Annotated in this window: 17 protein-coding genes and 1 pseudogene; all 18 read right to left on the reverse strand. The window is 42.3% G+C overall.

Features of this window, described 5'->3' with window-relative positions; genetic code table 11:
* Positions 1–9: 9 nt before the first annotated feature.
* Positions 10–2,568, reverse strand: a complete 2,559-nt coding sequence (locus FYJ53_RS11090; protein WP_154557335.1) for a tape measure protein — start codon at positions 2,566–2,568, stop codon at positions 10–12.
* A 27-nt stretch (positions 2,569–2,595) separates the two neighbouring features.
* A pseudogene (locus tag FYJ53_RS21855) lies at positions 2,596–2,787 on the reverse strand (hypothetical protein); the annotation flags it as partial.
* A gap of 5 nt (positions 2,788–2,792) precedes the next feature.
* Positions 2,793–3,167: a hypothetical protein gene (locus tag FYJ53_RS11095; protein WP_029749750.1), complete on the reverse strand. Its 375-nt coding sequence runs from the start codon at positions 3,165–3,167 to the stop codon at positions 2,793–2,795.
* A gap of 12 nt (positions 3,168–3,179) precedes the next feature.
* Entirely contained in the window at positions 3,180–3,782 is a 603-nt protein-coding gene (locus tag FYJ53_RS11100; RefSeq protein ID WP_024400889.1) for a major tail protein, read from the reverse strand.
* A 3-nt stretch (positions 3,783–3,785) separates the two neighbouring features.
* Entirely contained in the window at positions 3,786–4,139 is a 354-nt protein-coding gene (locus FYJ53_RS11105) for a hypothetical protein (RefSeq protein ID WP_024400890.1), read from the reverse strand.
* Positions 4,136–4,567 carry an HK97-gp10 family putative phage morphogenesis protein gene (locus FYJ53_RS11110; RefSeq protein WP_046058036.1) on the reverse strand — a complete coding sequence of 144 codons (432 nt, stop codon included), beginning with the start codon at positions 4,565–4,567 and terminating at the stop codon, positions 4,136–4,138. Before FYJ53_RS11110 ends, FYJ53_RS11105 begins: the two co-directional genes overlap by 4 nt.
* Positions 4,560–4,895, reverse strand: coding sequence for a head-tail adaptor protein (locus tag FYJ53_RS11115; protein ID WP_046058035.1), 336 nt, complete (start codon positions 4,893–4,895; stop codon positions 4,560–4,562). Before FYJ53_RS11115 ends, FYJ53_RS11110 begins: the two co-directional genes overlap by 8 nt.
* A gap of 3 nt (positions 4,896–4,898) precedes the next feature.
* On the reverse strand, positions 4,899–5,207 hold the full coding sequence (locus tag FYJ53_RS11120; RefSeq protein ID WP_154557337.1) for a head-tail connector protein: 309 nt from the start codon (positions 5,205–5,207) through the stop codon (positions 4,899–4,901).
* Between the two features lie 17 nt (positions 5,208–5,224).
* A complete protein-coding gene (locus tag FYJ53_RS11125) occupies positions 5,225–5,443 on the reverse strand; it encodes a Head fiber protein (protein WP_024400894.1) in 219 nt (72 codons plus the stop codon).
* Positions 5,444–5,458: 15 nt separating this feature from the next.
* The gene (locus FYJ53_RS11130; RefSeq protein WP_046058034.1) at positions 5,459–6,658 is read right to left on the reverse strand and encodes a phage major capsid protein; all 1,200 of its coding nucleotides are present in this window, start codon (positions 6,656–6,658) and stop codon (positions 5,459–5,461) included.
* Positions 6,659–6,670: 12 nt separating this feature from the next.
* A complete protein-coding gene (locus tag FYJ53_RS11135) occupies positions 6,671–7,351 on the reverse strand; it encodes a head maturation protease, ClpP-related (RefSeq protein ID WP_046058033.1) in 681 nt (226 codons plus the stop codon).
* The gene (locus FYJ53_RS11140) at positions 7,348–8,604 is read right to left on the reverse strand and encodes a phage portal protein (RefSeq protein ID WP_046058032.1); all 1,257 of its coding nucleotides are present in this window, start codon (positions 8,602–8,604) and stop codon (positions 7,348–7,350) included. The genes FYJ53_RS11135 and FYJ53_RS11140 overlap by 4 nt, the downstream gene beginning before the upstream one ends.
* An 18-nt stretch (positions 8,605–8,622) precedes the next feature.
* Entirely contained in the window at positions 8,623–10,221 is a 1,599-nt protein-coding gene (locus FYJ53_RS11145; protein WP_046058050.1) for a terminase large subunit, read from the reverse strand.
* A gap of 65 nt (positions 10,222–10,286) precedes the next feature.
* Positions 10,287–10,472 carry a DUF5049 domain-containing protein gene (locus tag FYJ53_RS11150; protein WP_046058031.1) on the reverse strand — a complete coding sequence of 62 codons (186 nt, stop codon included), beginning with the start codon at positions 10,470–10,472 and terminating at the stop codon, positions 10,287–10,289.
* Entirely contained in the window at positions 10,465–10,923 is a 459-nt protein-coding gene (locus FYJ53_RS11155; protein WP_046058030.1) for a gamma-glutamylcyclotransferase family protein, read from the reverse strand. The genes FYJ53_RS11150 and FYJ53_RS11155 overlap by 8 nt, the downstream gene beginning before the upstream one ends.
* Before the next feature lie 38 nt (positions 10,924–10,961).
* A complete protein-coding gene (locus tag FYJ53_RS11160; protein WP_046058029.1) occupies positions 10,962–11,861 on the reverse strand; it encodes an amidoligase family protein in 900 nt (299 codons plus the stop codon).
* A gap of 135 nt (positions 11,862–11,996) precedes the next feature.
* A complete protein-coding gene (locus FYJ53_RS11165) occupies positions 11,997–12,224 on the reverse strand; it encodes a DUF4314 domain-containing protein (protein ID WP_046058028.1) in 228 nt (75 codons plus the stop codon).
* Positions 12,224–13,009 carry a virulence protein gene (locus tag FYJ53_RS11170; RefSeq protein ID WP_074097859.1) on the reverse strand — a complete coding sequence of 262 codons (786 nt, stop codon included), beginning with the start codon at positions 13,007–13,009 and terminating at the stop codon, positions 12,224–12,226. The genes FYJ53_RS11165 and FYJ53_RS11170 overlap by 1 nt, the downstream gene beginning before the upstream one ends.
* Positions 13,010–13,096 lie beyond the last annotated feature (87 nt).

A 13,096-nucleotide genomic window follows, 5' to 3' on the forward strand; every position in this document is an offset into this window, starting at 1 on the left:
CGCCCTCCTTTACGCAGTTATAAATCTTCCTTGTGCTCGAGATCCTGTCTGCATCAAATTGTATAACTCCTGTGAAATCTTCCGAATATCGTCTTCACTTCGAACAATCATCTGCTGTATCGTAATTAATGACCCTCCAATTGTTCCATATCCGCTACTAAAACCGGCTCCATTCATATTCAGATTAGGGTTAATGTCAAAATCAGTAGGGATAGCGTTTTGCATATCCTGGCTAACACTATTCATGGCTTTTTCAAAACCGACACCAATACCCTCTCCCATGTTTTCGCCAATTCCAGCAAACAATGTAGATGGCGATCGAATTCCAAAGAATTTTTTTATTTTATCTACTACACCACCAAAAAAACCTGAGATTTTATCCCAAAGCCAGGCTCCGGCATCTGAAATACCCTGCCACAAACCTTTGATTAAATTGGTCCCAACCTGGGCAATTTGCCAAATAGATCCTGTAAAACCTTTAACCAGTGCCGCAATAATTTGTGGCACTGCTTTAACAACCTCTACTATAATTGCTGGAAGGTTCTTAATCAGCGAAACCAACAGCATGATTCCTGCTTGAATGATCTGTGGTATGCTGCCAATAATAGCATTCACAAGGGAGGATACAATCTTTGGTATAGCGGTAATAACTGTTGTAATAATTAGTGGTAGATTTTGAATCAGTGCCACTAGCAGTTGAACCCCAGCATCAATAAGCTGTGGGATTGAGCCCAAAATCGCTGTGATTAATCCGTCAACAATCTGAGGAATTGCTTCTACAATGGCGGTAATGATTTCTGGCAAAGCACCAATTAAAGATGTCAGAAGCTGAATACCAGCCTCGATTATTTGAGGTATTGCGCCTATAACAAAATCTACTATGCCAGTAATAATGGCTGGCAAAGCCGCGATCAGCACTGGAAGGGCATCTAAAATACCTTGAGTTAATCCAAGTACAAGTTGCAGAGCTGCTTCTAAAACCATAGGAAGGTTATCCAAAAGCCCCTGTACGATTTGTACCACCGCTGAAACTGCAGCGGGAATTAACTGTGGCAGAGCTTCTGCAATTCCACTTATTATGGTGCCAATCATTTGAATACCTGCTGTAATTAGCGCTGGAAGTGTTTCAATGATTCCATTGACTAATGTCATCAGTAGCATGACTGCGGCTTCTGTTATTTGCGGTAGTGCAGAGGTAAGCCCTTGAACCAGAGAAATAATAATCTGCGAAGCAATATCTACTACAATTGGCAACTGCTCAGATATAAACTGAACTGCTTCCTCTAAGATTCCTCCAAAAGCATCAATTAAGCCTTGGACACCGTCTTTCTCAAAAGCTTGAGATAATTCATCAATCCAACCATTAACCATGGGAAGAACGGTACCGGAAAGCATAGTTGTTAAACCTTCAGCAAGTTGGCCCTTCAATGAAGCAACACCATCTTCGAGAGTTGCCATCTGCCCAGAAAAGGTTTTTGACTGAGCTTCCATTGACCCATAGAAACGCCCACCTTCCGATGTAGCTGAGGCAAACGCTTCTGCGACCATATCTGCAGATATTGCCCCTTTGGACATTTCATCCTTAAGTTCACCAATGGATTTTCCTGTCTTACGCGAGATCTCCTCTAGTGGGTTAAATCCTGCATTAATCATTTGCATCAAGTCCTGTCCGGTTAACTTACCAGTAGAGGACATTTGTGCAAATGCCAGTGTCAGGCTTTTGAACTTCTCGGCATCTCCCTGAGATATATCACCCAGCTGCTTCATGCGTTTTTGAGCTTCTTCTGCAGACATACCAAAGCTCATAAGGGTTTGAGCTGATTGGGCAAGATCCTGCATTCCAAATGGTGTAGCTGCTGCTTCTTTTTTCAGATCATTAACCAGCTTTTGAGCTTTAGCCTCATCACCAAGCATGGTGGTAAAGGAAGCTGTGTAGTTTTCCATTTGAGCGTTGTACTCAACGCCATCTTTCATAGCGCCTATAAAGGCTTTTCCAATTCCCGCAATGGCTGAGCCTAAAGCTTTTACCCCACCAATTATGGCTTCTGATAACAAATTTGCTTTAAGTACATCTCCAAAAACAGAGGTTTTCTTGCTAGCATCATCCATTTCATCGCCAACATCATCAACATTATCTGCAAGTTCATTGGCTGCATCAGCGGCATCTTCCATGTTATCAGCACTGTCATCTGTGGCGTCGGCATGGTCTCGTAGCGCTTTATGGTTATTTTCAAGTTCCCGCTCCATGCCATTAAGTTCAGCCAATGCTTTATTTAGTTGAATCTGCCAGTTTTGGGTTCTACGATCGTTTTCTCCAAAAGAAGTAGAGGCGTTATCTAGGGCAGCACGTAGTGTCTCTATTTTTTCTTTTTGTGCATCAATGGATTTTTCTAATACTTCATTTCTTGCAGTTAAGGCTTGGATGGATTTATCGTTTTTATTAAACTGGGAACTGACTAGAGCCATCTCACTACCTAATACTTTAAATGCTTGGTTAATGTCACGAAGTGCATTTTTGAATTCCTTTTCGCCTTCCACTCCGATTTTTAAACCAAAATTATCTGCCAAGATTACCGCCTCCTTTCTTTTGAAAGATCAAATACCATAAGGAATAATGTCATCGATGTAAATCTTCCGTTTTGGTTTGGACATTCCAAGAAACTGCTTATGGCACTCCCATAAATCCATAAGCAAGCCAATAGGTGTAAGCCATGTTTCCTCTTCGGTACGATTTAAATGAACTGTCCCGTAATATAAAAGCCGGGTAAAGAGTTCATTCTCGTTTACCCGGTTTAAACGTTTTTTGAGTCATCTTCAGATTCTACATTTCTCTTGGTTCCCTTAAACATTGCTTCTGTCAAAGCATTCTTATAAGTAGCTAGTTCCAAAGGAGATGTGAGAAGTTCAACTTCTTCTTGAGTAAGCAGCGGCTTTTTGTTATCTGGATTTCGAAGGTTGTGAATGAGTAGGCTCTGATTGGCCATTAAAGTTATCAGCCAGACTATTTCATCCAGTGCCATTTCGAAGTTCTCAGACTTCAGTAATTTCTCACCCAAATTTTCAAGACCGCCATATCTCCCAGCAATTTCTTTTGTGGCTTTAGTGGTAAGAATAAGCTCATACTCCTGCCCGCCAATATTGATCTTTGCACTTCTTTCGTTATCCATTCCAATCCCCCCTTATTCTCCACTTCCGCCAGAAGCAGCAAATGTAGGCTCATACACTTCGCTATACCAACCATTAATAATTGCCTGGGTTACGCCCTCATCACCCTCGTTTACTTCTGCTTTCCATGGATGCTTACCCTGACCATCCAGCTTATTTCTACGAAGTACTGTTCCTTCAATGGTCGGAGTTGAGAAAGTAATACTATCACCTTTGGTCGCCAAGTTTGTTGCAGGAATTCCAAACTTCACACGATACAGCCAAAAGTATCGGTATTTACCGTTTGCCTTTTGTGCTCTAAAGCCAATTGCAACAGGAGCCCCGCCATCCTCACTGGTTGAAATGAGTACATGGTTGTCATCAATGGTTGCTCCTGTTAAATCTCCTGCAGCTGTTACCCCTATATCATCAATACCGAGAGTAAGGGTACCACTTTTAAATTCTTTGACAATTTCAGCGGCACCATCATCGGCATAAAGAGTGGCCTCAGCAAGCTCAACGGAAAGTTCTGCACTGATTGCTTTTGCTAGCGGCATCGGTGTATCATAGGTTTCATCACCGTTGTCATCTTCGGTGATTTTTGCATAATAAAGTCTATCCAGACCGATTGTAGCCATGTTTTATTCCTCCTTTTCCAATTGAAATTCATATGGTTTAGCCACATCTATGGCATAATGGTGATAATCGGTATCATCCTCATGTCCGATGTATCGACGATCCGTTATCGTAAAATCCGCACCTAGAAGAGTGCGGACAATGGCATTTTTTATAGCTGTATAACTGCCTTTCACAAATAAGGAAAGTCTGGCTTCCTGTACTTCATATCCCGGTGTGTTATCTGCATGAACCTCAAACAAATCAATAAGAGGTGTAATCACAAGATAAGTATCAGGAGGAACACCAGAAAATCTTCCTGTTTCTACCGGGATACCGCACAAATCTGCTATGAGATTAAGTTCATTTAATATACTCATAAGTTTTCGACCTCCTGCTCAAACCTCTTCTTCATAGCGTCAATACATGCTTTTCTTGAAGCCCTTCTTGCAGGCTTTAAAAATGGTTTTGGAGGCTGACCCGATTTTCCGTATTCGATGATATTGGCAATCTTAGCGTTACTTTCGCCGCTTCTTCGTGGCTCCTTAAAACCTATCTTCACGTTGAAATTGCCATTTCGGTCCACTTTAGCAGGAGAGAGACCCAACGAACTAATAAGCTCACCTGTAGACCGACTTTTTTCTTTTGTTCCGCTACCAACTACAGCTTGCAAATTAGATCTAACCTTTTCCAAAACGATTTCCCCGCCTGACTCAAGTACCTTTGGGATGATTTCATCCGTCTTATCGCCAAGCTTTGAAAGCTTTAAAAGAAAATCCTCAGGTATTTTTACTTGTACCTTAGCCACTTGACCCCACCACCTTTTTTGCCAAGGCTTCAATATACATGCCTCGACCTTTTACATCTTCAACATTTGTAATCTCATAGCGGCCATCATTACACACAATCACCATATTGGTAGATACCTCAACATCAGGTATCCTACGAAAACGAAACAGCGCAGTTGCTTCAGAAAATGCCGCTCGGTTAGTCCACTTTTCATTTCCATGACGATCTTCCTTATAAGCACGAACGGAAGCGAGGATGGTGTCCTTAGATTTACCAAAGCCTTCACTGTCTTTCGTTCTTTCAACAGAAATGAGATCGATAAAGGTATTCATTTTTCCAAAACTCATACTCTACACCTTCCAATCTCGGTCAAGTCTAAGCAGTAAATTTACAGTGTTCCAAACTTGCTGACCTGCCTGAACGTTATCAGAAAAAAAGCCGCCAGTACTGCCATCTCGACTTTCATAGAAGTGAGATGACAGCATAATGACGGCCTGCTCGGTAGTTGGCGGCATTGTGTTCTCATTATAATGACCTTCCGGTACATGCTGGTAACTCTCGGCATATGCGATAGCGGTGGTGATGTACATCTGAAGAAGTTCATCATCGCGATCGTGCTCAAGAATTAGATTTGCTTTAACTTTTTCTAAAAGTGTCATCACCATCACTATCCTTTCTAAGGTGTATCTCCATTCATGATTCCTGCAGTTTTCAGCTTACTGAGCAAGGCATTAAAGTCCGTCACTAGAGCTTCTACAGTATCCGCAGTGCTTGCCGGTTGATTTTCAAGAACAGGGAGCCCAGTTACTTTGGCTCCCTCTTCAATGACAAGTTCTCCACCAATAACGGTTTTTTCTCCACCTTGTTCGGTGTAGTTCTTTGCGTTATAGCTCATCATTTGCACCTCCCATTAAGCTTTCTGCTGAAGAACTTTGATGGCTTCAGGTAAAATGAGCTTTCCATCTACACGCTGGCTCGCAAGGAAACCAACCTGCCCTGTGGTTGCAAAAAGTTCATTTAAACGTTTGAAAGAACGCCCCTGTCTGTCAGCAATCCAATAGTATCCGAAATCACCGAAGGCAATCGTCTTTGCTCCAGCTTCAATAATAGGAGCATAAGCAGAAGTGTAAACCGGACGATTCAGCAACGTATCTGGAGTACCTGCTGTTAAAGAAGGCTGCCACAGATATTGACCTTGACCGTCTTTCAGTTTACGGATTGCTTTTACTGTTGCATCATTCATCAGGAATACTGCGTTCTTTCTGTAAGGAGCCTTCAGGGAATAAACAAGATCGATAATCTCATCTGCAGTAATGGCAGTTGCAGACCCGGCTGTCACTCCAAGCTGTGCACCACCAGTAGCGTTGAAAATTCCTGTAGGTTTTCCATCTCCGTCTCCAACTAAAAAAGCTTCTTCTTCCTTAGCACCGATTCTACGGGCAAATTCAGTGGAGATATAATTCTCCAGATCAAATACACTGTCATTGAGAAGTTCATCAGAAACTTTAATCATTGTACCCAGCTTATAGGCACCGATAGATGTCTGGCCAAATACAGAATCACTCTCATCAAACTCCTCACCTTCATCAAGCCAAGCCGCTGTACCCTTTGTCACCACAACCGGGATTTTACGATCACCGCTTGAAGTCTGAATAATTTTTGCCAGTTTACGGAATACATTCTCTTCCTCAAGGGTTTGAACTAGGGTACGCTCAAATTCATCAGGAACAAGATATCCTCCCTCTGAATCAGTGCCTACAGACAAAGCATTTAGCACATCATGGCGAGGAGTTTTGCTACGCATTACGTTCCAGAATGCCTTTCTGTACTCATCACTGGCTCTTCCGGTCTTTGTATCCATCCCCGGAATAGCTGGTTTTTCGGTAAGAGGTGTGTTTACAGGCTTATTAAGCTCTGCTTCAAGAGCTTCTTGGCGCTCCAGCCTTGCGATTTCCTTACCCAAATTAATAATATCTGCTTCCATTTTGTCGTAGGTTGCGGCATCCTCTGCGGACACAAGTCCATCACTACCACGCTTTGAATCAAGAAATGCCTTTGCTGCTTCCCATGCTTTTGCGCGCTTTTCACGCAGTTCAAGAATTTTACTCATTTTCATTTCCTCCTAATATTTCAATAAATTAAGCCGCTCATAAAGCGACTTGACTGACTGTTTTACAACTGGTTTTTGAAGCTTATTCATTAGTGAATTGGTCACTGCTCTTCTGCTAAAGACAAAGCTATCTTGTAGTGCACTCTCTCCTGGTTTGAACATAATGTTATCTGCAAAACCAAGCTCGACTGCCTTATTGGCATTTAGCCAAGTTTCAGCATCCATCAGGTGAGATAACCTTGTTCTAGACAAACCGGTTTTAAGTTCATAAGCATTGATGATGCTTTCCTTAACTTCATCCAGCATCTGCATTGCCTTTTGCATCTCCTCGCTATCGCCAATGGCTATGGTGAAAGGATTATGGATCATCATCAGTGATGTTGGAGACATTAAAACTTCCGTACCTGCCATGGCAATGACTGAGGCGGCTGATGCTGCAATGCCATCAATCTTTATGGTGACATTGCCTTTATAATCCATCAGCATGTTATAAATCTGTGATGCTGCGATACAATCACCACCAGGTGAATTAATCCAAACTACTATGTCACCCTCGCCACTCATTAACTCTGCTTTAAAAGCAGCAGGGGTAATATCATCATCAAACCAACTCTCCTCAGCAATTGCACCGTTTAGATAGAGGGTCCGTGACTGTGTATCTTCATCACGCACCCAATTCCAAAATTTCTTCATTCATTTTTTCCCTCCATTCCTTCTTTATTTGCGAATATGCCTGCGTCCGCAAGCTTGGTCATATTGCCATTGATTAGATATAAGTCCCCGCCAAGCTCAGGTGGGATTCGATCAAGGTTTTCTAGCTCCCTAATATCATTGGCACTCATCCAACCATTCTGTCTCGCAGTTGCATACCCGTTCATTCGAGAGACATAATCACCTCGAAGCAGTCCATCCACATTAAACTTGGCAAAATAGAGCTTCTTTTCATCTGGTCTTAAAAGTGATCGGCTGATGGCCTGTTCCCAACGAATCACCCAGGGGTCCAAAGTGTATTTCACAAACTCCAGTGACTGTTGCTCAATATTAGAAAAGCTCGATTTTTCCAAGTCCCCAACCATATGTGGAGGCACGCGGAAAATCCGAGCGATTTCATTAATCTGAAACTTTCTTGTCTCTAAAAACTGAGCTTGTTCTGGTGAGATACCAATAGGCTGATACTTCATCCCTTCCTCAAGCACTGCCACACGATGGGAGTTGCTGCTTCCTTGATAGGCGGCATTCCAGCTATCTCGCACCTTTTGTGGGTCTTTAATCGTTCCAGGATGCTCAAGTACACCTCCCGGAGCTGCTCCATTTGCGAAAAACTTAGCTCCATATTCCTCACAGGCTATGGCCATACCAATGGCATTCTTAGCCATTGCAATCGGAGAATACCCTACTAGTCCATCAAATCCTAAGCCAGGAATATGAAGCACTTCGCTTGGCCTTAGTGTGACCGTCATTCCATTCATCGTAGGTGCTTCATCGGAATATCTGGTATAGGTGTAATAAAGAGCACCACTGGAATCGCGGTCCACCGACATTCGATTTGGCATTAACGGATACAGTGCTATGACTTCACCTTTTCCATTTCGAATAATCTGTGCATAGGCATTGCCCCATAATAAAAGATGAGTCATCAACGTCTCTCGAAAAACGAAGGAACTCATCTCTGGGTTAGGTTCATCATGTAATAAAAAATACAGCGGATGAGAAAGAGCCTTTTCCTTACCACCGCTTGCAGTGTATTTATATAGGTGTAGGGGGAGCCCTGCCACAGCCTCTGCAAGTATTCTTACGCATGAATAGACCGCTGTCATTTGCATTGCTGTATGTTCGTTTACAGGCTTACCGCTGGTTGTTCCACCAAAAAAGAAGCTGTAATTGCTTCCTGTGGTTCGATTTTGCGGCTTATCACGCGCTTTGAAAATATTAGAAAACAATCCCATCTGCATCACTCTCCTTTGCTACAAAATAAGAAGCCCTCGACCGTCATAAACAGAGTTACCTGTTCCACCTTTGCGGATTGCTCGGTCAAGAGCCATAATGGTAGCGACTGCTCCATCTATTCTTTCAGTTGATTTTTCTTTATCCGGCTTGATATTTCCAGCAGGATCAGTACGAATAAAGATGTTATCCATCATCCATCGAAGCACCGGATGACCACCATGCGCCAGTTTCTCTTCCAAGGTAAGCTTCATAAGCTCCTTCGTTGGCGGACTCATATCTTTAAAACCTTGACCGAAAGGAACTACTGTAAACCCAAGGTTCTCTAAGTTTTGTGTCATCTGTACAGCTCCCCACCGGTCAAAAGCAATTTCTCGAATGTTGTACTTTAAGCCCAGCTCTTCGATAAAGTTTTCGATGTAACCATAATGCACCACGTTTCCTTCAGTGGTGTGTAAGAACCCCTGCTTCTCCCATACGTCATAGGGAACATGATCACGCTTTACCCTTTGGTCCATGTTATCTTCTGGAATCCAGAAAAAAGGGAGGATGATATATTTATCTCCCTCATACTCAGGAGGGAATACAAGAACAAATGCTGTTATATCGGTTGTAGAGGATAAGTCCAAACCACCATAACACACACGCCCTGTAAGACTTTCTGGGTTTACAGTAAAAGCACATTTATCCCACTTTTCCATAGGCATCCAGCGCACCGACTGTTTAACCCATTGATTCAAACGAAGCTGCCTGAATAGGTTCTCTTCGGCTGGATTTTGTTTTGCGCTTTCACAAGCAATATGAATTTTTTCTATATCAACGGTAATGCCCATTGAGGGGTTGGCTTTCGCCCACACCTCTGGATCGGTCCAGTCATCATTTTCATCTGCACCATAAATAACTGGATAAAATGTTGGATCAACCTTTCGTCCTTCTAGAATATCTTTAGCCTTTTGATGCACCTCGTAGCAAATAGAGTGAGTATCATTTCCGGCAGTCGTAATTAAAAAATACAGCGGTTGCTTTCTTGCATCACCTGAGCCATGGGTCATGACATCAAAAAGCTGTCTATTGGGTTGCGCATGAAGTTCATCAAATACAACACCATGCACATTTAGTCCATGCTTGGTATACGCTTCTGCAGACAAAACTTGATAGAAACTACCTAGCGGTTTATAAACAAGTCGTTTTTGCGATAGTACCGGTTTAATTCTTGCTTTCAGAGCTGGACATTGTTCTACCATATCCACTGCTACATCAAAAACAATGGAAGCTTGCTGTCTGTCAGATGCACATCCGTATACTTCACCGCCATGCTCAAAATCACCACAGGTAAGCAGTAACGCAACCGCTGCTGCTAGCTCAGATTTACCTTGCTTTTTAGCGATTTCGATATATGCCGTATTAAATTGACGGTAACCATTAGGCTTTATAATCCCAAACACATCGCGGATAATCTGTTCCTGCCAGTCAATAAGTTCAAATGGCTGCCCATACCATTCTCCCTTCGTATGTTTTAAGCAATTAATAAAAGACACCGCAATGTCTGCAGCGTCCTTATCATATACCGAACCATCTGCCTTAAAGATGGTCGGCTTATATTTTTTTAGTTTACGTATGGCCGCCACCTCCTTATGGCTACGAAAAAAGGAACCCCGCAGAGTTCCTTCAAAATTTGTTTAAGTTATTCTGTTTTTTCTTCCCCCGTCAAAATGAAATGGACATATTCTCCTTTGTTCCTTTCAAGGTAATCTACTAGCTCCATATAACCTGCTCTTAAAGCAATACTAGTCACAACCGGAAGATCAAACATATTCGTTTCACCTGTTTCTCGAATGGCAAATATTTGTTTCATAATTATCTCATTCATTGGCTACCTCCTCTGATTCTACTGAATCGGTTGTGGCTTTACGCAGGATTTCCACATCGAAGCCTGCACTCTTATAGCCTTCTAAAATTGTACTGTAATAATAACAGCTCGGCTGTCCAAGCGGCTTTCCATCATTCACGATGTATACCATCGCCTTAACGGTTTTACCTCCCAACTTCACTTTTATTGTTTCCTTGCGATAAAGGAACGGCCATCCCTCGTAACGGTCAAGTGCAGCTTCATCGACAGGTGTGATTTCCCACACTAAAACGGGTACGTTGCTACCCTTAAAAGGCTCGATGGTCGCCACAGCGCCTGCGTGTGCCCCTCTAAATAATAAACGGTGGTCATTGATTTGACTTGCTCCTACCACCTTCGCTGTGGGGCATCTGTTGGCCATTTGTTTTAGGTTAAGGTTAGAGCCATAGGCAAGATATAATTTATTCTTCATTGTAATCCTCCTTTTTAGCTTTATGGGTTAGGGGCAGCTCAGGCCGCCCGAAACCGCCATGCAGCTGAACCCGAAAGTGCTGCGGTCAAATGCTCTCTGCAGTTTGCAAATTCATCACCAATGAAACCAATCCGGTTTAGGTAGGTTCTCATGGCAAATTTCTCGTTCTCCACCTGTGGTTTCTTTGCTGATGCACACTTTTGTGTTAAGGCTTGGTGGTTGATGGCAAGCGCTAGAACAATGTAGCTTCTTATCTTTCCAGCGTGAAGCTCGCTGTTAAAACCTCTAAGTTCAACTGTATGGTTTCCGGTGAAAAAGCTGTGAAGGTTTAGGAAATGGTAGCGACTGTTGTGGTAATGAGTGCTTCTACTCTCGCTGTAACCCTCGTACCAAATGTCCTCAATTTGTCTCATGGTTTTAGGCTTTTTGCGGTTCATCTTCTCAACCAAAATGCTGTCCATCTTTTTGCAGTAATTCATTCTCTGCGGTGCAATCTGAAGTGCTTTATAAAATAAGTCATTTTTACTTGCAATGATATTTATAAAGTTTCGAATACTTCTTGGGGTATGTTCAGCACCGTCTAGATGAATGTGAATGCCGCAAGATGTATTTGTAAAGGCTCCAGCTTTGCGAAGCTTTCTTACTAGCTCCTGTAAAGTTTCAATGTCCTCTCGGTAGGTTAGGATTGGGCTAACTAGCTCAACGCTATAATCTCTACCTGCAGCTACTTTTCTTCTACCTTCTTTTCTTTGACAGTGAATGCTCCCATCATACATAAATCTCCAAACTCTACCATCTGGAGTTTTTACCTTCTTAGTGTCGTAGTAAGTTCCGCCTTCACTATAAGTGCCTTGCAAAAACTCTGCAGCGACTCTGGCTGCCCATTCCCTTGTAATACCTGTAAATTCAATCTCGATTCCGAATTTTGTGCTTAACATCGTATCTCGCTCCTTTTAAAGTGTGTTTGTCCTTTCAGCATGTACATATATCACTCTAAAAGGCTTATATAGCAAGACAATTCTGCAATATAAATCTACATATCTATTGCCATTTTGGGCTTAAAATGTGTATGTTTACTCTTCGATTTTCTTGCATAAATCCTCTCCAAAGACCACTCCAAGGGAACTGCCTGAATCCCAACTGACGTGGATGGTTCCCATATCATCAACGCTTGTAACCGTGCCTTTAGCTCCAGGCTGAAGCTTGGTATAAGGGTCATTCATTTTAAGTAACATGACACGAGTTCCCGGAGTGTAATAACTTCTAAGTTGTTTTAGCATTTCTGGGTGAATGATATTCATTATTCACTCACCTCCTTATGCTTGGCAGTTCCGCTTTTGAAGGCAGAGCTACCCGACAGTTTGGAGAGGAGAATTTTTCGTTCCGTTTTGTATTCTGGACCGATAAAGCCAAGTCTTAGAAGGAAACAACGGAAAGCGTACTTTTCATTCTCCACTGATTTCTCGGTCGAGTTGACGCGTGTCTGCTTCTTTGCCATTTCGCAAAGTGCTGTTACAAAGTAAGTATAAGCCTTAACCTCCTCTGCGGAGCACTCACTTTGGAACCAGGGGAAGGTTACAAATTCCTCATTTACGATAATGGGAATAGAGTCAGTATCAAGTGCTTTCTTTATAAGGGTTTCTTTGCTTTCTACCAATCCTTTTAGATTATCAAGTGCGATTTCGGTAAAACCCTCCCTCGGCATTTGAATAATCAATCTAATATCTTCGATTTCATCTGGCTCGGTATATATGGGAGATTCTTCGTAATCATTATATGGACTTACCCTTCCACAAAGAGCCTCTTCATAGGGAATTTGAATATTTTCAGGAACAAGCTCTGCTTTTGAAAGTGGTGTGTCATATTCTTCCTTAGCCGCCTTGAAGTCATGAAAGCTTAATAGAGCATCAACCAGTTCAGAATTATCTGGTCCTCTGACTACTCCATTTTTGTCAATATTGTAGTCAGCCACCTCATATGCAAATGTAGGTGCTCCAAGGTATTTAACAGGAGCATTCAGTTTTTGGCTGATTGCGTTGACTAACTCTTTTCTTTTTGCTCCTGTGACATTATAGTTTATCTGCATTTTTTATACCGCCTTTCTATTTTCGGTACATACATATATCACTCTAAAGGCTGTTAATATCAAGTCATTTAGGGCATCTATCTGTAG

Origin of the sequence: Eubacterium sp. BL-380-WT-2B (assembly GCF_009696115.1) — a bacterium.
GTDB lineage: Bacteria > Bacillota > Clostridia > Eubacteriales > Eubacteriaceae > Eubacterium > Eubacterium callanderi.

Coding starts and splice junctions, on each gene's coding strand:
- FYJ53_RS11095 (WP_029749750.1), bottom strand. CDS start 3,167: ATGGATAACGAAAGAAGTGCAAAGATCAATATTGGCGGGCAGGAGTAT.
- FYJ53_RS11100 (WP_024400889.1), bottom strand. CDS start 3,782: ATGGCTACAATCGGTCTGGATAGACTTTATTATGCAAAAATCACCGAA.
- FYJ53_RS11105 (WP_024400890.1), bottom strand. CDS start 4,139: ATGAGTATATTAAATGAACTTAATCTCATAGCAGATTTGTGCGGTATC.
- FYJ53_RS11115 (WP_046058035.1), bottom strand. CDS start 4,895: ATGAGTTTTGGAAAAATGAATACCTTTATCGATCTCATTTCTGTTGAA.
- FYJ53_RS11120 (WP_154557337.1), bottom strand. CDS start 5,207: ATGACACTTTTAGAAAAAGTTAAAGCAAATCTAATTCTTGAGCACGAT.
- FYJ53_RS11125 (WP_024400894.1), bottom strand. CDS start 5,443: ATGAGCTATAACGCAAAGAACTACACCGAACAAGGTGGAGAAAAAACC.
- FYJ53_RS11130 (WP_046058034.1), bottom strand. CDS start 6,658: ATGAGTAAAATTCTTGAACTGCGTGAAAAGCGCGCAAAAGCATGGGAA.
- FYJ53_RS11135 (WP_046058033.1), bottom strand. CDS start 7,351: ATGAAGAAATTTTGGAATTGGGTGCGTGATGAAGATACACAGTCACGG.
- FYJ53_RS11140 (WP_046058032.1), bottom strand. CDS start 8,604: ATGGGATTGTTTTCTAATATTTTCAAAGCGCGTGATAAGCCGCAAAAT.
- FYJ53_RS11150 (WP_046058031.1), bottom strand. CDS start 10,472: ATGAATGAGATAATTATGAAACAAATATTTGCCATTCGAGAAACAGGT.
- FYJ53_RS11155 (WP_046058030.1), bottom strand. CDS start 10,923: ATGAAGAATAAATTATATCTTGCCTATGGCTCTAACCTTAACCTAAAA.
- FYJ53_RS11160 (WP_046058029.1), bottom strand. CDS start 11,861: ATGTTAAGCACAAAATTCGGAATCGAGATTGAATTTACAGGTATTACA.
- FYJ53_RS11165 (WP_046058028.1), bottom strand. CDS start 12,224: ATGAATATCATTCACCCAGAAATGCTAAAACAACTTAGAAGTTATTAC.
- FYJ53_RS11170 (WP_074097859.1), bottom strand. CDS start 13,009: ATGCAGATAAACTATAATGTCACAGGAGCAAAAAGAAAAGAGTTAGTC.